Below are 19,392 nucleotides of genomic sequence, written 5' to 3'. Positions count from 1 at the left end.
TGGCCGAGAGCGCGCCGCTGTGTCGCACTGAACGAACGATGAACATAATCCGATTTCCTCCGCCTGTGGACTCAGGCTAGGGTCGGCGAGAAAGGATAAACCCGGACATCAAGGATAGAGGGGCGGCCTGAGGTTGTTCGCGATCTATATCGCTGGAAACTTCCCTTTAGAGGATTACGAGAAGCTGGCGGATTTCCTAATCGCCAGCGAGGTTCTCGTGCCTGCCTTCATACCGGCGGAAGTTGGCCTTTTGTCTCTTGATGCTGTCACCTACGCGTCTCATGTCGATAAACTGCAGACCGTTTTCGTTCCGGACCGCAACATCGTGTCCCGACTGGTCAAGGTGGTCCGAGACGGTGGGGTGGGTAAGCGGGATGTCCCCACCCAAGTCGCTCTGACAACGTTAGCTGTCGCGCAAACGGCGAACTTCCTCATTGATCCCTCAATCTCTTTTCACGAATACGGCCACAGCCAAGGCAATACCGCAGCCAACAGGGAGCTTTCGCTGTTTCGTGTCGCCGATCACGCCGATGCGAGGCAGTGGATCGATTTGGCGCTTGGTCGACGCGATAATTTCGTGCCGACCATACCGGCACCTGCGGTCGAGTCTGTCGACCTAGCTTTCCCGCTGCATCGCTGGAGGCGCAACTACGTGGCCATGTTGAAGGTTGGTGAATTGCTTTTGGGGGATCTTAAGCCGGTCGGCAAGATGGCCGCGCTGCTCGAGTGGATGGAGAGAGACTTCCTCATTGCCGCGCCGGCCGCGGTCCTCGCCGCCTACTTGTTTGCTCCCATTCCGAAAATCGGGCGGGCAATGAAGGGAATCGAGGCCGCAGACCGGGAGCGGGCAATAGCAGGGATCAAGAATGCCGCATGGGACGTGACCCACATCAGCGAAGTGGTCCGAATGGCCCGCGAGCACGAGAAAGTCGGCAACAGGTATATCTTCGTGACGGCGGACCGCGTCCTCCGCCTTGTGGCGGACATGGTTATGAGGCTTTCGATCACGTTGTCCGCAGGTGACCGGTTGGAAGGGCCTTTGTCGACCTGGTGGACGAAAAAACAGGCGAAAGTCATCGGTGATCTCTTGGCACAAAAGGTCTCAATGGCTGCAGAAATCCGTCCTAAATATCGGGTTTCGTTCACCCGTGAGCGGCTCGACGAGATGACCGCCGAGGGGGAGGCCAAAATCAGAGGCTACTTGGCTTGATCAGCGAACACGACCCGCCGTATGGCGCTCGCGGCCCGATTCCCCATTGGTGAGAAAGGCAGACGTTGAAATGCGAACGGCGGCGCCAGCATGGCGCTGGAGGAGGCGTTCAGGGGACAGTTCCTTTAAACGATGGTCCCGCGCAGCTTGAGGAGCCACTCCGTGTTTAGGGAGGCAGTTTGCGGAGTTCACTCCGCTTGTCCAGGCTTCACGGTCCAAACTGCATGCGTCTTGTCGCCAACCTCGGCCAACACCTCGTCCACATCGACCGGATAATAGTGTTTCGTCACAGACGACATCGGGTGAAACTCCGGCGTGTGGCTTGTGACCTGTCCCGCGTCGTCGCAGAAATGGTGAGCGGCGCCCGGGAACATCTCCATCGGCAGTGGGATCTCGCGTTCGGATTGTGATAAACGTTCAGGCCTTCGATCCAGTCCTCCTCATAGCCGGCCGAATTGACGATCACGCGAAACATCTTCGGCTCGATGGCATCGGGATTGTGATCGACCATCAGGCCTTCGCGTATGATTAGCACCTGCTTTGATCCGAACTTGCCGAGAATGCCCATGCGGTTGAACTTGGCGATCGTGCCGCCGTTGCTGGAAATCACCGCGCTCACATGCGCGGCCTCCGGCAACCGGAAAAAGCCTGACGGAATTGGCGCCTTGTCACCCCATTGGTGCGTTTCGATCTGAACCGGGGTGATCACCAGCTTGCCCTGACCATCGAGCGCGCCGGTGTGCTCATAGCCAAACAGGTAGCGCTCCAGCGCCGGCTGCGAGTGCACCATCGACAACGGTGCCGAGAAGTCAGCGATGGCAAAGACGAACGGCTTTCCGGCTACGTGCGGCTGTTTCCAGTATTGCTTTTTGAGCTTGGAGAAGAGGGCGCTGCCGAACTTGATCGGCATGTACTCCTTTACGTAGTGCTCCAGATCCTCCGGTGTGTTGATCGGCGGTGGAGGGAGGATCTCGCCGTCCTTGATGGTAGGCCCAACTGTCACGGCCTCGATGTAGAGTTCCCCCAGCATGCCGGAACAGCAGAAATCAGGTACATTGCGTTCGCGTGACAGGTCAAAGCCGGCTTCGATCAGCGTGGCGAACAAGTAAAGTTCCCAGATCCTCTGGTCGAAACCGGTGGTCTGGAACTGCTCGACGAAGTTGCCGTCGGCATCCTCGTACCAGCGCATCATCGGCTCGATGATCTCCCGTGCCGGAGAGTATCCTTCATTCGTGGTCAGTTGGACAAATGCCGGATTCAGCCGCTTCTCCTCATGTAAATGGGTGAAGAAATCGACCGGAGCGCCCTTTTCGTCGCCCTGATGGTGTTGATCCGCATTTGCCTGGGCAGCCTTAGCCATCCCCGCGAACAGCGCTTCCCGTGCTTCCTCGGGGGTCTTACAGAATTCGGTGACATCGACACCGCGGAAGCGCAGCTTGCTGTCTCGAGCCAGCACTATGCCGCCGAAATCCTCATCGGTGATGTCGAGGGTCGCGATACCCAGCACATCGCCGTTCTGGGTCTCGAAAAATTCGAGCTCGTCGAAAACAATGAATGACCCCGGCTGGCGCGCATACCCGCCCAAAGCGTTGAAGCGGGTCAGTGAAATTGGTGTTATCGCGAAGTCGTCCATGGCCCCCTCGTCGTTCATCTGCGGTATACTGCCGATCTCGTTGAAACTTTTTGAAACCTTCGACGGGTTTTTTGCTGGGCATATCCGTCTTCCTCGTCGATGGTGCAGTGATCTTCGCGTGTCCGGCGCGTATAACCTCACATCTGCAATTTCTCTTCCAATGACGCCAGTAGGTCAGCGTGTTTGCGCGGGTTGGACTGCTTCAGCCTGCGAATGTTCTCAAGCTTCCATCTCACGGCGGGCATATGTTGCAGTGAAGGAAACGGCATGAGCCTCCAGTCGGGTTCTCCAGCTTTCAGGCCGATGAGAAATTCCCGCTCCGTGCGCGTCAGGCTTTTGGGCAACTCCTCGAACAACCAGATGAGGGTTTCCTCAAGTGCTTCCAGGTCGACTTCATCCCGCGTCATGCCGACGAAGTCATTGCGATAGGTGGCCTCGAGCGGTTGCGGGTTCGGTGTCAGGATTTCGTTGATAGGGCGATTGTGGGCGGCGACGTAGGCGACGAATGTCTGGCGTATGTCGGTGGTCAGCCCTTCATTCCGCCGCAGCAGCAGGCAATCGAACCAGTCGCGCGGGTGCTGCCGATCCATCGCGGCAACAAGTTTGCTGCCATAGAGTTCCGCAGGCGCCAGGATCGGCAGCCTGAGGATGCGCTTGAATTCATCCGTCGCCGATGCGCAGAGCGCGGCCGGACGCACGGGCAGCAGCGTACCACGGCCGACCGGGTTGACCTCCACCTTGACCTCGGAAAGACCCCGGCGCACAAAGAACTTGATATCGCCGGTGCCGGTCGAGGCCTGCCGCCTGACGGCAAGTCCGCGCCGCTCCAGCTCGGTCGCTGCCTGATCCAGTGCCTGGGATATGGCGCCGAGCGCTTCCTCGCGCACGCGATTGCCATGAATGTAGACCACGTCGATATCAACCGAGAGCCGGGGCATGTCGCGGTGAAAAAGATTGATGGCTGTGCCGCCCTTCATGGCGAAATCCCCACCCTGAAAAATGAGCGGTGCGACATCGAGCAGAAGCTGCACGGTCTCGAAATAGCGTTTATCCACGGTCAGGTCCTGATCGTGCCGGTTGCGTGGCGCCGTACATAGGGCGTGGCCGATCCGGTGTGGATCCGGGTCATGTCAAGTTCCTCCATGATGGGGAGGGAAGCCTGTTTGGCGAGATTCAGGAAAAGCCGCACCGCCTTGATGCTGCGACAGCTTTCCAGAAGCGGTTGCATCAGCGTCGCACGCAGGCCGAAGAGACTTTCGACGAGATGTGTGGCCTCTTCCAGCGTTTGATGTTGCGGAACCCCCCACAGCATTTCCAGCACGGCGCGTTCGGGTTCGGCTACCCGCAGACTCGCCATGTCGCGCCATGGCGCAACGCCCTGGTCATCATCGTCAAAAAGGTGACGCTTCCGCACTGTGAGCGGAAAATGCGCCTGCATCCATTCAGGCAGGCGGAACGGGCTTTGCGCGAAAAGTTCGGTATCGGGGCGATGGGCAAGATTGTGCTGATAACCGTGCCAAGCGAGCGCTGTCTTGCCGCCGATATGGAAATGGCCCGGCAGGCCGCCAGGGAAAGGAGCAGTTCCGGTTCATCGCCGGCGCGCAGGAACCAGCCGTGCCCCAGCCTGATGAGCCAACCCGCCTGAACGTAATGATAGGCAAGCTGCGCCGACACGCCCTGCTTGGCAAGCCAGACCGCTGTCAGCGGTTGACCCGGCCGCGCATGCGTCAGCACTTGTTTCAAAAGGCCGTACTTTTCTAAAGCCATGCTATATATTTGGGCTGAAGTGCTGCACTGTCAAGATAGGAATTTTCAGAAACAATATGCTTTATAAAGTGAAGCTTTATAATTCCTCTCCCGATGGGAACAATGAAGCCCTTCCTCCCCCGGCGAGCAGGTCAGCGAAAGAGCGCTTTAGAACGTTGGTTCCAGCTTTACGCAGTAAGCACACCTACGCTGCCAGAGCCCGAGAGGACAATCGGAGCCTGTAGCGTATTTCCGGTAGGTGTGTGGATTGGCGGTAGCGGTCCGCCGCTACCACCTATCTCCATACCGACATCTACAAGACCAGGTCGGCGGCGAAGAGTCTCATATCGGCGGGAAAAATCGTCGGAGTACGGAGCTCTCCTTTTGCCCAAGCGTCAACAAGATCGGCCCATTCCTGAAGCATGTTACGACGCTGCTTCTCGTATTCGGCCTTATTGTAAACACCGCGAGATGACCGGCTATCCTCATGGGCCAAGCACTTCTCGATCCAATCGCGGTTGAAGCCGAGTTTGTTGAGTAGGGTAGCTCCCGTGCGGCGTAAGTCGTGAACCGTAAACTGAACAAGCGGAAGACATTGGCGCGTCAGCATCGTAACGCGAAGGGAGCAGATAACGCGAGTTGCCTGCACAGGTCTTTAAAGCGACCATGATGTCGAGTGCCTGTTGAGAGAGATAAACACTGTGGGGTTTGGAGCGCTTCATACGCTCTTTTGGAATACTCCAAACCGCGTTTTCGAAGTCGACCTCGTCCCACATCGCGTCCTGGAGTTCGCTCTTTCGCACCATTGTGAGGAGGATGAGACGCAATCCCAAGCGTATGGTCGGAAGCGTCGGCACCTGTTCAAGCAATGCTAGCATGATACGAATTTCGATCGGTGACAATGCACGGTCTCTCGGTTCAAACGTCGCGATGGAAGACGGCCCGACATCGTCGGCCGGATTCTTCAGCCTCTCTCCGTGAAGGATGGCGAAGGCGAAAATCTGTTTGATGATGTCGCGGACATGAATGGCGGTTGCTGGGGCGCCGCGATTCTTGACCTGACCACAGAGCTGCCGGATGTCCTCCGGTTTTACCTCCGTCAGAAGCCGGTTCTTGAGCGCGGGAAAGATGTCCCGATTGAAGATGGTTTTTCGCATTGACCGGGTGCTTTCGGCCATACGAGCTTCCTGCAGCCAGCGCTTACCGAACTCTCCGAAGCTCTTGGCTTCCTTTAGCCGTTGCTTCGTACGCTGCTTCTCTTGAGCGGGTGGACACCGATCGGCGAGCGTCGAGGCATTTCTCACGCGCAATTGCCAGAGAGATACCGGCCCTTCCATATCGACCCAGGACGATGGTTTCTCTTCGGCCGTTGAGACGGTAGTCGTAGCGAAATGTGACGGTACCGCTCGCACTGACATGCGCATACATCCCATCCCGATCGGTGATCTTGTATGGTTTTCCCCTTTGTTTCAGCTGCTTAAGCGCTGCATCAGTGAGCATCTCGGCCTCCAAAAGACGGCAAATACCGTCAGCCCGATAACGAGCTGCTGTGCACGCCTTTTCTCAATTAAATCAGTGAGTTCGGTGTCGAAAAATACCGTCACAAGTACCGAACGGCTCGACGGTATTCGCTGTAGCGTCCGAATTCAAGCCTTTGGCATACCGTCAGAGATACCTTCAAAGTGGTTTACATGCCCAATTTGGCGCCGGCTGGTTAGAATGAGATCAGGTTGGAAAGTTTTTTGATTTCAATAAATTAAGGCTGGCGGAAATTTCCTCACACCAGCCTCTCTTGGAAAATCGCTATTCCCACTCGATCGTGCCGGGCGGCTTGGACGTCACATCGTAGACGACGCGGTTGATGCCCTTCACCTCGTTGATGATGCGGGTTGCCGCGCGGCCGAGGAACTCCATGTCATAATGGTAGAAATCGGCCGTCATGCCGTCGACAGACGTCACCGCCCGCAGTGCACAGACGAATTCATAGGTGCGCCCGTCGCCCATCACACCCACCGTCTGCACCGGCAGGAGAACAGCAAAGGCCTGCCAGATCGCGTCGTAGAGACCGGCCTTTCGGATCTCGTCGAGATAGATCGCATCGGCGGAACGCAGGATCTCCAGTTTCTCGCGCGTCACGCCGCCGGGGCAGCGGATGGCGAGGCCCGGTCCCGGGAAGGGATGACGGCCGATGAAGCTGTCGGGTAGGCCGAGTTCCTTGCCGAGAACACGCACCTCATCCTTGAAAAGCTCGCGCAGCGGCTCCACCAGGCTCATGTTCATGCGCTCGGGCAGGCCGCCCACATTGTGGTGCGACTTGATGGTCACGGAAGGACCGCCGGTAAAGGAAACGCTCTCGATCACGTCGGGATAGAGCGTACCCTGCACCAGGAAGTCGGCGCCACCGAGCTTTTTTGCCTCTTCCTCGAACACTTCGATGAACAGGCGACCGATGGTCTTGCGCTTCTTTTCAGGATCGCTCTCGCCTTCCAGCGCGCCGATGAAGCGGTCGGAGGCATCCACCAGGATCAGCGGCAGGTTGTAATGCTCGCGGAACATGGCGACCACTTCTGCCGCCTCGTTCTTCCGCATCAGGCCATGATCGACGAGAATGCAGGTGAGCTGATCGCCGACAGCCTCATGCGTCAGAAGGGCCGCCACGGAGGAATCGACGCCGCCCGAAAGCGCGCAGATCACCTTGCCGCCGCCGACCTGTTTGCGGATCGCCTCAATCGCCTGCTCGCGATAGGCCGCCATCGTCCAGTCGCCCGAAAGACCGGCGATCTTGTGCACGAAATTGGAAAGGAGCTTTGCGCCGTCGGGCGTGTGGACCACCTCGGGGTGGAACTGAACACCGTAATATTTGCGCTCCTCATCGGCGATGGCTGCAAAGGGCGCGCCCGTCGAGGTGCCAACCACGCGGAAGCCAGGCGGAATGGCCGTCACCCGGTCGCCATGGCTCATCCAAACCTGATGGCGGGTGCCTCTCGCCCAGACGCCCTCAAACAGCGGGCAGTCATTCTCGATCTCGAGGAAGGCACGGCCAAACTCACGATGGTCGGACCCTTCGACCTTACCGCCAAGCTGGGCGCACATGGTCTGCTCGCCATAGCAGATACCAAGCACGGGAAGGCCGGAATCGAAGATCACCTGCGGCGCGCGCGGGCTGCCGATATCGACAGTAGAGGCCGGGCTGCCGGAAAGGATCACCGCCTTGGGCGTAAGGCGCTTAAACGCCTCCTCGGCCGACTGGAACGGAGCGATTTCGCAATAGACTCCGGCCTCGCGCACCCGCCGCGCAATGAGCTGCGTGACCTGGCTGCCGAAATCAACGATGAGAACTGTGTCGGGATTGGATATCGTCATGGCGAGCCTTTAGAGAAAGATGCGTTTCGGTGCAAGCGGCGAGGCCGTTTTTTGACTACAGCAGGCCATCGGCAATGGCCCGTTCGAGGCGGTTCACCGCGTCGGCAAGCTTTTCATCGATGACATGCAGATATTCGGTCCAGTCGTTCACGCGCTGCAGTTCCGCCGCCCCGTCGGAGATGCCGCGCAGCGCTACCAGGTCGAGACCGAATCGCTGGCACGCGCGCAACGCCGCGAAGGTTTCCATATCCACCATATCGGCGTTGATGCCGTCATAGGCGGCACCGGAAACGATGTTGCCGCCGGTCGACAGCGTCGCCTCGGGGATGCCTGGAATGCGATGCGTCAGCGGCATGATCGCCGGATGATCGAGAAAAGGCGTCACACCTTTCTCAAATCCAAGCGGTGAAGCATCCATGTCGCGGTAGGAGACCGAAGTCGCCTGATAGACTTCCGTCTGCTTCAGACTGCGACTTCCGGCGGATCCGAGAGAAACGAGCAGATCCGGCAAATGGCCTTCGGCATCGAGAAGCGCCAGTTCCGCACCAAGGACCACCCCCGCCTCCACCGGACCCACACCTGTCATCAGCGGCGTGAAACGCTTTTTCAGATGCGGTCCGTATTCGGCATCCGCCGCCATGACGAAGAGAACGCGCTTTCCGGCGAGCACCGCCGGCTCCACTGATGCCCGCGTCATCCTTCGATACCCTCGCGTCCGATGATGGTCATCATGGTTCCGGTCATGGTGGCGATCAGCTTGGCGTCCCCCTCGGACGAATAGGCATAAGCCTGCCCGTCAGCCACGATGATGGTGCGACCGGGCTTGGTGACGGTGCCGCGAAACAGGAAGCGCTCGCCGCGCCCCGGTGCAAGCAGGTTGACCTTGAATTCGATGGTCAGCACCGCCGCGTCCTCGGGCATCATGGAAAAGGCGGCGTAGCCGCAGGCGGAATCGAGCGCGGTGGAGATCACGCCCGCATGGAGAAATCCATGCTGCTGGGTCAGCGCCTCTGCATAGGGCATCTCGATCTCGACAATGCCCGGCGTCACCAGCGTCAGCTCGGCGCCGATGGTCTGCATCATTTTCTGACGGGCGAAGCTCGCGCGAACGCGGGCCTCGACATCAATGGGGTTTGCTGCTTTGCTCATTGTCTCGCCACGCCTGCCTCAGACGCGCTCCAGTGCGGCAAAATGAAAGCCGTCAGTCGCCGTACGGCAGGGTGAAAGGGCGATGCCCGTGGTTCTGTCAATTCTCGCCTTCGCGGCCTTTCCGGAAAAGTGCCTTTCCCACAGTGCCTCATGGTCCACCGGGCGGAAGTCCGGATTGGCTTCAAGGAAGGCCCGCACCTGATCGTCGTTTTCCTCTGCAAACACCGAACAGGTGATATAGGCAAGTCGCCCACCGGAACGCACGAAGCGCGCCGCGCGCCGCAGAATTTCGGCCTGCTCCGCCTGCCGCTGCTCGAGCTGTTTTTCACCGAGCCGCCATTTGGCATCTGGCCTGCGCCGCCAGGTGCCTGCCCCCGTGCATGGCGCGTCGACAACGACCAGGTCGAGCCGTCCCTCATGCGCGGCGAGCACTTCCTGATCGGCCACCGCCTGCACATTGCGACAGCCCGCCCGCTTCAGGCGCTCGAAAATGGGCGCAAGCCGCTGTTTCTCGGCGTCGAAAGCCTGAATCTGGCCGGTGTTCCCCATGGCCGCTGACATGGCGAGCGACTTGCCGCCAGCGCCAGCACAATAGTCCAGCACCTGCATGCCTGCTGCGGCTTCGGTGAGAGTGGCAACGATCTGCGAACCCTCGTCCTGAACCTCGAACCAGCCCTTTTGAAAAGCGGGCTCTGCCTGCACATTGGGGTGCCGCCCCTGCCCTTCGATCGGGCCGATGCGCAGCCCCTGCCGCGCAAGTTCACTCTCGTGAACGCCGGTGCGCGCCAGCGCCTTGGCCACCTTTTCGCGCGTGGCTTTCAGCGTGTTGACCCGCATATCGAGCGGCGGGCGCTCCGCAAGGGCCGCAGCCTCGGCCACCCAGTCGTCACCCCAGGCGCGCCTGAGAAGCGGCTCGCACCATTCAGGGCATTCCGCGCGCACGCCGTCAGGCGCCTCGCCCAGAGGGTGCGCGGCGATGCGGTCTCCTTCCTCGCCTGAAATCAGTGCTGGTGCAAAATTGTCTTCCGCCAGCGCTCCGTTCAGCGCTTCCGGGTCATGTCCCGCCTCGATCATCAAGGCTCCGAAGGCCAGCGCACGCGGCTTTCTTCCTGAAACATCCAGGCCGCCGAGCGCTTGCGGCGCAGCGCATCATAGACGAGGTTGCCAATGGCGGCGCGATCCTTGGAGCCGGCGAAACGATGGGACAGGCCCCAGTCTCTCAGCGCTTCCGCAGCCGGGCGATAACGCCGGTCAATGTCTTCCAGAATTTCAATGGCCGCAGCCAGCCGTCCGCCAAGTCGCATATGACACCTTTGCCGGTTACCCGAATGGCGCACAGCTAGCCGGAAGCAGGCCTTTAGACAAGTAAAACGGGCGTGGATCGCTCCACGCCCGCACTTTATCAAAGCCTTTTCAGCCTTGCCTATTCGGCAGCGCGCTGTGGCGTCTTGCCGGTCACGGGCACGGCGTTGGCCTCATATCCATGCTCTTCCTTCAGCGCCTTGCGCACGCCATTGCCATAGTCCGGGTGGATCTTGTCGAAATGGGCAAGCTGGCGTTCGATGATTTCACCGGGCACGCCACCCATCGCAGCGGCAATATTGGAGAACAGCCTGTTCTTTTCTCCCTCGTCGAAGAGGTTGAACAGCGCGCGGGGCTGGCTGTAATCGTCATTGCCGATGCGGTGATTGTAGCGGTCCGCATCGCCCGAGATTTTAAGCGGCGGCTCCTTGGCAGCCGGGTTCTCGACCGGACCGCCAAAGGAGTTGGGCTCATAAAATGCGTCGGGATTGCCCGTCTTGATACCTCCGAAAGTGTTCATCTCACCATCGCGATGATAGTGGTGAACCGGGCATTTCGGCTGGTTGACCGGGATCGTCTCGTAATGCGTGCCGAGCCTGTAGCGGTGTGCGTCCGCGTAGGAAAAGATGCGCGCCTGAAGCATCTTGTCGGGCGAATAGCTGATGCCCGGCACGATGTTCGACGGCGAGAAAGCCGCGTTCTCGATCTCGGTGAAGTAATTGTCCGGGTTGCGGTTCAGTTCCATCACACCAATATCGATCGGCGGATATTCCGCGTGCGGCCACACCTTGGTCAGATCGAACGGATTGTAGGAGGTTTTCTCCGCATCCGCCTCGGGCATGATCTGAACCTGCACCTTCCACTTCGGAAAGTCGCCATCCTCGATCGTGCCATAGAGCGCTTCCTGATAGCTCTCGCGGGTCTTGCCCACCACCTGCTCGGCCTCCGCATTGGTGTGGTGTTTATGGCCCTGCATGGTCTTGAAGTGGAATTTCACCCAGAAGCGCTCACCCTTGTCGTTCCAAAGCGAATAGGTGTGTGAGCCGTAGCCGTTCATGAACATGGGCGCCGTCGGCAGACCGCGGTCGGACATCAGGATCGTGACCTGATGAAGGCTTTCCGGCGACAGCGACCAGAAGTCCCACATGGCCGTGGGCGAACGCATATTGGTGCGTGGGTGACGCTTCTGCGTGTGGATGAAGTCGGGGAATTTGAGCGGATCGCGGACGAAAAAGACGGGCGTGTTGTTGCCCACCAGGTCCCAATTGCCGTCCTCGGTGTAGAACTTCAGTGCAAAGCCGCGCACGTCGCGCTCGGCATCGGCCGCGCCCTGTTCGCCGGCAACGGTGGAGAACCGCGCAAGCATCGGCGTTTCCGCGCCCGGCTGCAGCGCCTTGGCGATGGTGTATTTCGAAATGTCGCCGGTGATCTTCAGCACGCCATGCGCGCCCCAGCCCTTGGCGTGAACCACGCGCTCGGGGATGCGTTCACGGTTCTGGTGAGCAAGCTTCTCGATGAGCTGGTAGTCCTGAAGAAGAACCGGACCACGCTCACCCGCGGTCACGGAATTCTGGTTGTCGCTGACGGGGGCGCCAGCAGACGTGGTCATCGTGCGTTTGTCTGCCATGAAAGAAACTCCCTTGCTTGCTCTCCGGTTTGCCCGGCTGCCGGTCTCACCTGCGGCGTGGCTTGGAACAATTCTAAGGTATCGACGCCGCTCGATAAATTCCAATTGTCTTTGATATTCGATGCGATAATCTAAGCTTATGATACGCCTCACCATCAGACAGATGCAGTATTTCGAGCGTCTGGCCGAAACGCTTCATTTCGGACGCGCCGCCATGAGCTGCGGCGTCACGCAGCCGGCGCTTTCGGCACAGATTTCTGAAATGGAATCCCAGCTTGGCTTCAGGTTGTTCGAGCGCGGCAGCGGCGCCGTGCGGCTCACTGCCGAAGCGCAGACGATGCTGCCGCGCGTGGCACGCATCCTCTCCGAGATTCGCGATCTGGAGGGCGAGGCCAGACGGGACCGCAAGGCGCTTGAGGGTCGCTTCCGGCTTGGCGTCATTCCCACAATCGCGCCCTATCTGCTTCCCGAGCTTCTTCCACTCCTGAAGCAGAGATTTCCGCAGTTGCGGCTTGAGGTGCGCGAGGCTGTTACAGCCGCTCTGGCTGAAGACACTGCGTCCGGTCGCCTCGACGCCATGATCGCGGCCGAACCCGTCGAAGACAGCCGGCTTGTGCCGGATCTCCTCTTTGCGGACCCGTTCTACCTTGCGGTCCCGACCGCCGACGCAGCACGCATCGCCCCGCCCGTGGCGCAGGAGAGCATGGCGCTGGAACGGCTGATGCTTCTGGAAGACGGCCATTGCATGCGGGGCCAGGCGCTTGAAATCTGCGGGCGGGTCAAACCAGTGACGATGGAGACCTTTGGCGCAACGAGCCTGACGACGCTTTTGCACATGGTGTCGCATGGGATGGGTGTTACCCTCATTCCGCGGATGGCGCGCGCCTCGGCGAATCTTCTGCCGTCCGTCAGCGTGCTGCCGTTTCTCGACCCCAGCCCTTCCCGCAGCATATGCCTCGCGGGCCGCAAGTCCAACCCGCGAAAAGACGATTTCGCGGCTTTGCGCGAAACCGTTCTTCAGGCGCACGAGGCTCTGCTCGCACGCGGGTAATCTTCAGCCCGCATTCCACAGCGTCAGCGCAAGCAGCACCCACATGGCGCCCAGTGCGAGAAACCCAAGCGTGAACATCGGCTGACGGAAGCGTATCCGGTTCGAGGTGACGTGTACCCAGGCGTGTGCATAGCGCGAGAGCACGAATGCCCAGGCCAGCCAGACTGCAATCGGCCCGGCCCCGCCCGTTACAAACAGTGCCAGGCACGCCGCGTGGAAAAGCACCGGCAGTTCAAACTGATTGGCGAGATTGTTGCGCACAAACAGACTTTCGGCCGGCTCGTCACGGTTCTCCCTGAACTGGGAAACGCGTGCACTCCCCGTTTCCACAGCCTTTTTTCGACGCATGCCGATCAGCACATACACGGCATAAACGAGCGCGACATGGGCGATCATCGGCCAGAAGATTGCGTGTTGGGACATACCCCTCTCCTCCCCGTTTCCAGCTTCCAACGCTGATTCCTGATTTTACCATCAGCGTTGAAACGCCGACGTTTGGCAAGGGTGGCGCTATCGCAAGGACAAAACCATGAAAGCTTACGTCGCCGAGTGTTTTGGAACGTTCTGCCTGGTCTTCCTGGGATGTGCCAGCGTCACCGCCGGCGGGTTCGGAAACCTCCTGCCGCTGGGAGGTCTCGGCATTGCCGTTTCATTCGGCGTTGCGGTGATTGCCATGGCCTATGCCGTTGGCCCCGTCTCCGGCGCGCACCTCAACCCTGCCGTGACCGCCGGCGTTTTTCTGGCCGGTCGCATGCCTCTCAAAGACGTGGTGCCCTATATGGTCGCGCAGATCGCCGGAGCCGTGATCGCTGCCGCAGCACTGTGGGGCATGGCGAAGGGTTCTGATGCCGTCGCCCCCATATCCCGTGCAGCCAACGGCTGGGAGGGCGCGGGGCTTTCCCCCATGCCCACCGCCTTCGCACTCGAAGCGCTGGGAACTTTTATATTCGTGACCGTTATCCTGGGCGTAACCGCGAAGAAGCACCGGACCCCGCTGTCCGGCATGGTCATCGGCCTCACGCTGATCGCAATTCACCTGTGCCTGATCCCCGTCACCGGCACCTCGGTCAATCCCGCACGGTCCGTTGGCCCCGCGCTTTTCTCTGGCGCACGCGAAATGAACCAGCTCTGGCTCTTCATCGCCGCCCCCTTTGTCGGCGCGGGCGTTGCCGGCATCGTTGCCAAGACGACACTGATGGAACGAACCTGACCCATGAAAAAGGGCCTTGCGGCCCTTTCTCGGAAAGCAGGAACTGGAGTACGCCCTCAGGCGCCGCCGGGGTAGTTAGGGCTTTCACGCGTGATCGTCACGTCATGCGCGTGGCTTTCGCGAAGACCGGCGCCCGAAATACGAACAAAGGTCGCCCGTTCGCGGAATTCTCCAAGATTTGCCGCGCCCACATAGCCCATGGCCGCCTTCAGGCCACCGGTGAGCTGGTGCAGGACACCGCCGGCCGGGCCTTTGTAAGGCACCTGCCCTTCAATGCCCTCGGGGACCAGCTTCAGCGTATCGCGCACCTCGGCCTGGAAATAGCGGTCGGCCGAACCGCGCGCCATCGCGCCGACCGAGCCCATGCCGCGATAGGCTTTGAAGGAGCGCCCCTGATGCAGGTAAACCTCGCCCGGGCTCTCATCGGTGCCCGCGAGGAGCGAACCGACCATCACTGCCGATGCACCGGCTGCCAGCGCCTTCGCCAGATCGCCGGAGAACTTGATACCGCCGTCGGCGATCAGCGAAACGCCTTCCCTGTCGGCGACCTCCACCGCGGACATGATGGCCGAGAGCTGCGGCACGCCGACACCGGCGACAATGCGCGTGGTGCAGATGGAGCCCGGCCCGATGCCGATCTTGACGCCATCAGCGCCCGCATCGATCAGCGCCTTGGTGCCATCCGCGGTTGCCACATTGCCTGCGATGATGCGCACGGTGTTTGAGAGCTTCTTGGCTCGCGCAACGGCGTCGAGCACGCGCTGCGAATGGCCATGGGCGGTGTCGATCACCAGAAGGTCCACACCGGCATCGATCAGGCGCTCGGCGCGTTCGAAACCATCATCGCCGACACTGGTTGCCGCCGCCGCGCGAAGTCGCCCCTGTGCGTCCTTGCTCGCATGTGGATTGAGCTGCGATTTCTCGATGTCCTTGACCGTGATCAGGCCCACGCAGTTGCCGGCATCGTCGACGACCAGAAGCTTCTCGATACGGTGCTGGTGCAGAAGTCGCTTGGCCTCGTCCTGCGCGACGCCCTCCTTGACCGTCACCAGATCCCGATGAGTCATCAGTTCGCGCACGGGCTGTGCGGGGTCGGAGGCGAAACGCACATCGCGATTGGTCAGGATGCCGGCCAGCCGCCCGGTCGCATGGCCTCCCGCGCCGCCATTCTCCACCACCGGAATGCCGGAGATGCCATGCGCGCGCATCAGGGCCTGTGCTTCGGCCAGTGTCGCATCCGGGCCAATGGTGATCGGGTTTACCACCATGCCGGATTCAAACTTCTTCACCTGGCGCACCTCTTCGGCCTGCTCGACCGGTGTCAGGTTGCGGTGGATGACGCCGATACCGCCTGCCTGTGCCATGGCGATTGCGAGGCGCGATTCCGTCACCGTGTCCATCGCCGCGGACAGGATCGGAATGTTCAGGTCGATGTCGCCGGCAATGCGCGTGCGCACATCCGTCTGACCGGGCATCACCTCGGAGTGGCCGGGCTGCAGGAGCACGTCGTCGAAAGTGAGCGCCTGGGCGCCGGTTGCTGTCTCGATGATTTTAGCCATGGCCGACCCTTTGGAATGAGAGGACGCGCGACCCCGCCACGAAATGGCACGGCCCCGCTTATGTGATTCCCTTTCAGGATTGGCGCTGGCTGGTACCACGTCAGCGCCGGCTTGAAAAGGTGGTGCTTTTTCAATGCGTGAGAATTGTTTCGTCCACACGACATGACAGCACCAACACAGCCGCAGCTTTGCCACAGGACAGACGCGCTTCCCGGTGCTATAGCCCGGACGCTGATCCGGACTGCCCATTCCCCCACATCTTCACCCGGCAGACCGGCACAGGAACAGAATGCCTTGAACCGCACACTGCCGCTCATACTCGCCGTCGCGCTCTTCATGGAGCAGATGGACTCAACCGTCATCGCCACGTCGCTGCCGGCCATCGCTGCCGATATCGGCACCAGCCCGGTAACGCTGAAACTCGCCCTGACGAGCTATCTCGTTTCTCTGGCGATTTTCATTCCGATCAGCGGCTTCATGGCTGACCGCTTCGGCGCCAAGCGGGTTTTCCGCATAGCCATCGCGGTCTTCGTGATCGGTTCCATCGCCTGCGCCTTTTCCAATTCGCTGGGGGCGTTCGTGCTTTCGCGGTTTCTGCAGGGCATGGGCGGCGCGATGATGACACCGGTCGGCCGCCTGGTTCTCGTGCGCGCGGTGCCACGCGAGCAGCTTGTGAAAGCCATGGCCTGGCTGACCGTCCCCGCTCTGATCGGTCCGATAGCCGGCCCACCGCTCGGCGGCTTCGTCACCACCTATTTTTCCTGGCACTGGATCTTTCTGATCAATGTGCCGATCGGGCTTCTGGGGATTGTCATCTCCGGTTATGTCCTGCCCGATTTCGCAAGGGAAGAAACCGGGCGACTGGACCTTTCCGGCTTCCTGCTGTGCAGTATCGGCGCGTCGGGACTGGTGTTTGGCCTCTCGGTCATCAGCCTGCCGGCGCTGCCGCCCGTCATTGGCGTCATCACCGTGGTGATCGGCGTCCTGGCCACGGCGCTTTACATTCGCCACGCCCTGCGCACCCCACGTCCCATTCTCAATCTCGGCCTTTTCGCCAACCGTACCTTTCGCGCGGCGATCATCGGCGGCTCGCTGTTCCGCATCGGCGTCGGCGCCGTGCCATTTCTGCTGCCGCTCATGTTTCAGGTGGTGTTCGGCCTCACCCCGTTTCAGTCGGGTCTTCTGACGTTCGCATCGGCATTCGGTGCCATTGCCATGAAATTCATTGCCACCACGGCGCTGCGCCGCGGCGGGTTCCGGGTTGTTCTGGTCGCCGCATCGTTGCTTGGCGGCGCGAGCATCGCCGTTAACGCGCTTTTCACCCCCGCGACACCGCACTGGGTGATCATCACCGTGCTGATCGGATCCGGCCTTCTACGCTCCCTGTTCTTCACATCGGCCAACGCTCTGGTCTTCGCCGAGCTTGGCGATCGGGAGGCAAGCCAGGCCTCCACCATCTCAGCGGCAGCCCAGCAGGTAAGCATCGCGCTTGGTGTCGCTGTCGGGGGAGGAATCCTGGAGCGTCCGCCTTCATTACCGGAACGGAGCTGGGTATCGACGCATTCGTCAACGCATTCCTGATCGTCGCAGCGCTTTCGGCGCTGGCGGCCGTACCGTTTCTCACCCTGCCGCCAGAAGCCGGCAGCCGGGTGTCCGGTCACAGCAGACGCCGAAGCAGGGTCACGGAGCCGGCTCCGGCGGGCGAGTAGCTGGTCCGCTCCTGCCCTCACCCGTCGTTTTCGGGATTGGCTTCGGTGCGACCCTTGAACCCCTTGGCCAGAAGATAAAGCTCGACCGATTCGGCGCGCGAAGCCTGGGGCTTCACGTGGTGGACGGATTTGAAATTGCGCTTCAGCTGATCGAGCAACCCGGTTTCGGCGCCGCCCTGAAAGGTCTTCGCCAGGAAGTGCCCGCCAGGTTTCAGCACGGAAAGCGCAAAATCCGCCGCCGTCTCGCACAGATGCATGGTGCGCAGATGGTCGGTCTGGCGATGCCCGGTGGTCGGCGCAGCCATATCGGAGATGACCAGATCCGGCGCTTCACCAAGCGTCTCCAGAAGGCGCTCCGGCGCATCATCGTCCAGAAAATCCATCTCCAGAACGATCGCGCCCGGCACGGCATCCATGCCCAGATAATCGATGCCCACCACGAGCGGGTTTTCAGGCGTGGATCCAACACGCTCGGCCGCGACCTGACACCAGCCTCCCGGGGCCGCACCGAGGTCGATCACCCGTGCCCCCGGAAAAAGCAATTTGTGGCGGTCGTCGATTTCCGTCAGCTTGTACGCCGCTCGCGATCGCATGCCCTCGGCCTGCGCGCGATGCACGTACGGGTCGTTCAGATGCCGCTCGAGCCAGCGGCGCGACGAATTTTTCAGGCCGCGCTTCTTCTTGACCCGTGTTTTGAGCGCGCGTGCACCGCCGCCCGCCTTGGCCGGTTTCTTGCTCATCCGCCCAACCTCATGTCCCTCGTCCCATCCGCCGCCGGCGCCGCCAGGCACCATCGGCGGCCATCATTTCGTTCAGCATGCCTTCGCGCAGACCGCGGTCGGCCACCCTTAACCGCTCCGAGGGCCAGCGCCGGCGGATCGCCTCTAGGATGGCACAGCCGCCGAGCACAAGGTCGGCGCGATCCGCGCCAATGCAGGGATTGGCCTTGCGCTGTTCGAAATCCCACGAGAGCAGCGTGTCGATCATGCGGTCGACATTGTCCCGCTCCATCCACAGCCCGTCGACCTGTCGGCGATCATAGCGCGCCAGTCCCAGGTGAACGCCGGCAAGCGTCGTGACCGTTCCAGACGTTCCAATGAGATGAAACCGCCCCCCTGCAGCGATCTTTGCAAGCCGCCCGCCATCATCGAACCGGTCGAGCATCTCGCCCACGGCGTCGACCATGGCGAAGAAGGTTTCGCGCGTCACATGGTGGCCGCCAAAGCGCTCGGCAAGCGACACCACGCCCACGGGCAGTGATGTCCATGCGACGATGTGATCGGCGAGCCGTGGCGTGCGGTGCCGCGAAATGTCCACGAGGGCGATCTCGGACGATCCGCCGCCAATGTCGAACAGCACCACGCCCTCCGTGCCGCGTTCCACCAGCGTGCTACAGCCGGCAACCGCCAGCCGGGCCTCGGTCTGCCGGTCGATGATCTCAAGGGCAAGCCCTGTCTCGCGTTTCACACGTTCGATGAAGGCTTCGCCGTTATCGGCCGAGCGGCAGGCTTCCGTTGCGATCAGCCGCATGCGTCGGGGCTTCCGGTGCCCGAGCTTTTCCGCGCAGATGCCAAGCGCCGTGACAGCCCTGTCCATCGCCGCTTCGCTAAGACGGCCTTCAAGGCTGAGCCCTTCTCCGAGGCGCACGATCCGCGAAAAGGCGTCCACCACGCGAAAGTGCCCGGGCCGCGTCGGCACGGCCACCAGAAGCCGGCAATTGTTGGTGCCAAGATCGAGCGCGGCATAGGACGTGCGCTGACCTTCCTGCGCCGATTCGCGCCGCCTTGCCGGCTGAGGCCGGTTGGGCTTCCCGGTCTCCGGCTGAGGCGGGGC

The 19,392-nt window shown here is 60.9% G+C and carries 14 protein-coding genes and 4 pseudogenes; 4 read left to right on the top strand and 14 right to left on the bottom strand.

Annotated features, from left to right (window positions below; all coding sequences use genetic code 11):
* Positions 1–133: 133 nt before the first annotated feature.
* Positions 134–1,210, top strand: coding sequence for a hypothetical protein (locus tag JCM21793_RS12830; RefSeq protein WP_025030630.1), 1,077 nt, complete (start codon positions 134–136; stop codon positions 1,208–1,210).
* A gap of 286 nt (positions 1,211–1,496) precedes the next feature.
* Here the strand turns inward: JCM21793_RS12830 and JCM21793_RS25755 are convergent, their stop codons facing one another.
* The 10 genes and pseudogenes from JCM21793_RS25755 to katA all read right to left on the bottom strand — a co-directional run bounded on the left by JCM21793_RS25755 (position 1,497) and on the right by katA (position 12,030).
* Positions 1,497–2,843: a hypothetical protein gene (locus JCM21793_RS25755; RefSeq protein ID WP_244439747.1), complete on the bottom strand. Its 1,347-nt coding sequence runs from the start codon at positions 2,841–2,843 to the stop codon at positions 1,497–1,499.
* A 137-nt stretch (positions 2,844–2,980) separates the two neighbouring features.
* A complete protein-coding gene (locus tag JCM21793_RS12820) occupies positions 2,981–3,898 on the bottom strand; it encodes a nucleotidyl transferase AbiEii/AbiGii toxin family protein (RefSeq protein WP_025030629.1) in 918 nt (305 codons plus the stop codon).
* Positions 3,899–3,900: 2 nt separating this feature from the next.
* Positions 3,901–4,281, bottom strand: coding sequence for a type IV toxin-antitoxin system AbiEi family antitoxin domain-containing protein (locus JCM21793_RS28275; RefSeq protein ID WP_081784706.1), 381 nt, complete (start codon positions 4,279–4,281; stop codon positions 3,901–3,903).
* Positions 4,182–4,610, bottom strand: a complete 429-nt coding sequence (locus tag JCM21793_RS31500; protein WP_081784705.1) for an AbiEi antitoxin N-terminal domain-containing protein — start codon at positions 4,608–4,610, stop codon at positions 4,182–4,184. The genes JCM21793_RS28275 and JCM21793_RS31500 overlap by 100 nt, the downstream gene beginning before the upstream one ends.
* Positions 4,611–4,902: 292 nt before the next feature.
* Positions 4,903–6,089 (bottom strand): annotated as a pseudogene (locus JCM21793_RS25745) (tyrosine-type recombinase/integrase).
* Between the two features lie 303 nt (positions 6,090–6,392).
* A complete protein-coding gene (gene guaA, locus JCM21793_RS12800; RefSeq protein WP_025030626.1) occupies positions 6,393–7,952 on the bottom strand; it encodes a glutamine-hydrolyzing GMP synthase in 1,560 nt (519 codons plus the stop codon).
* 55 nt (positions 7,953–8,007) lie between these two features.
* Positions 8,008–8,649 carry a 5'-methylthioadenosine/S-adenosylhomocysteine nucleosidase gene (locus tag JCM21793_RS12795; RefSeq protein WP_025030625.1) on the bottom strand — a complete coding sequence of 214 codons (642 nt, stop codon included), beginning with the start codon at positions 8,647–8,649 and terminating at the stop codon, positions 8,008–8,010.
* Positions 8,646–9,101, bottom strand: a complete 456-nt coding sequence (locus JCM21793_RS12790; RefSeq protein ID WP_007009364.1) for a PaaI family thioesterase — start codon at positions 9,099–9,101, stop codon at positions 8,646–8,648. Before JCM21793_RS12790 ends, JCM21793_RS12795 begins: the two co-directional genes overlap by 4 nt.
* A gap of 18 nt (positions 9,102–9,119) precedes the next feature.
* A pseudogene (locus tag JCM21793_RS25740) lies at positions 9,120–10,405 on the bottom strand (RsmB/NOP family class I SAM-dependent RNA methyltransferase).
* Positions 10,406–10,524: 119 nt separating this feature from the next.
* A complete protein-coding gene (katA, locus tag JCM21793_RS12780) occupies positions 10,525–12,030 on the bottom strand; it encodes a catalase KatA (RefSeq protein ID WP_025030624.1) in 1,506 nt (501 codons plus the stop codon).
* Positions 12,031–12,169: 139 nt separating this feature from the next.
* Between katA and JCM21793_RS12775 the strand changes: the two genes are divergently transcribed.
* Positions 12,170–13,081, top strand: a complete 912-nt coding sequence (locus JCM21793_RS12775; RefSeq protein ID WP_007009361.1) for a hydrogen peroxide-inducible genes activator — start codon at positions 12,170–12,172, stop codon at positions 13,079–13,081.
* A gap of 3 nt (positions 13,082–13,084) precedes the next feature.
* On the opposite strand, the gene JCM21793_RS12770 is transcribed toward JCM21793_RS12775, so the two are convergent.
* Complete coding sequence (locus tag JCM21793_RS12770; RefSeq protein WP_007009360.1) at positions 13,085–13,504, bottom strand: MAPEG family protein; 420 nt, start codon at positions 13,502–13,504, stop codon at positions 13,085–13,087.
* Positions 13,505–13,607: 103 nt separating this feature from the next.
* Between JCM21793_RS12770 and JCM21793_RS12765 the strand changes: the two are divergent.
* Positions 13,608–14,291, top strand: a pseudogene (locus JCM21793_RS12765) (MIP/aquaporin family protein); the annotation flags it as partial.
* A 56-nt stretch (positions 14,292–14,347) separates the two neighbouring features.
* Here the strand turns inward: JCM21793_RS12765 and guaB are convergent.
* Complete coding sequence (gene guaB / locus JCM21793_RS12760) at positions 14,348–15,850, bottom strand: IMP dehydrogenase (RefSeq protein ID WP_025030622.1); 1,503 nt, start codon at positions 15,848–15,850, stop codon at positions 14,348–14,350.
* 294 nt (positions 15,851–16,144) lie between these two features.
* On the opposite strand from guaB, the pseudogene JCM21793_RS25735 reads away from it, so the two are divergent.
* A pseudogene (locus JCM21793_RS25735) lies at positions 16,145–17,559 on the top strand (DHA2 family efflux MFS transporter permease subunit).
* 17 nt (positions 17,560–17,576) lie between these two features.
* Here JCM21793_RS25735 and JCM21793_RS12750 read toward each other — a convergent pair.
* Both JCM21793_RS12750 and JCM21793_RS12745 read right to left on the bottom strand, forming a co-directional pair.
* A complete protein-coding gene (locus JCM21793_RS12750; RefSeq protein WP_025030621.1) occupies positions 17,577–18,299 on the bottom strand; it encodes an RlmE family RNA methyltransferase in 723 nt (240 codons plus the stop codon).
* Between the two features lie 10 nt (positions 18,300–18,309).
* Positions 18,310–19,392: Ppx/GppA phosphatase family protein (locus tag JCM21793_RS12745; RefSeq protein ID WP_025030620.1), on the bottom strand; the 1,083-nt coding region annotated here is incomplete at its 5' end.

The sequence above is a fragment of the Nitratireductor aquibiodomus NL21 = JCM 21793 genome, from assembly GCF_000615975.1.
Taxonomy (GTDB): Bacteria; Pseudomonadota; Alphaproteobacteria; order Rhizobiales; family Rhizobiaceae; genus Nitratireductor; species Nitratireductor aquibiodomus.
Note: the sequence above shows the minus strand (reverse complement) of the source record. Positions and strands in the feature narration are given on the sequence as shown.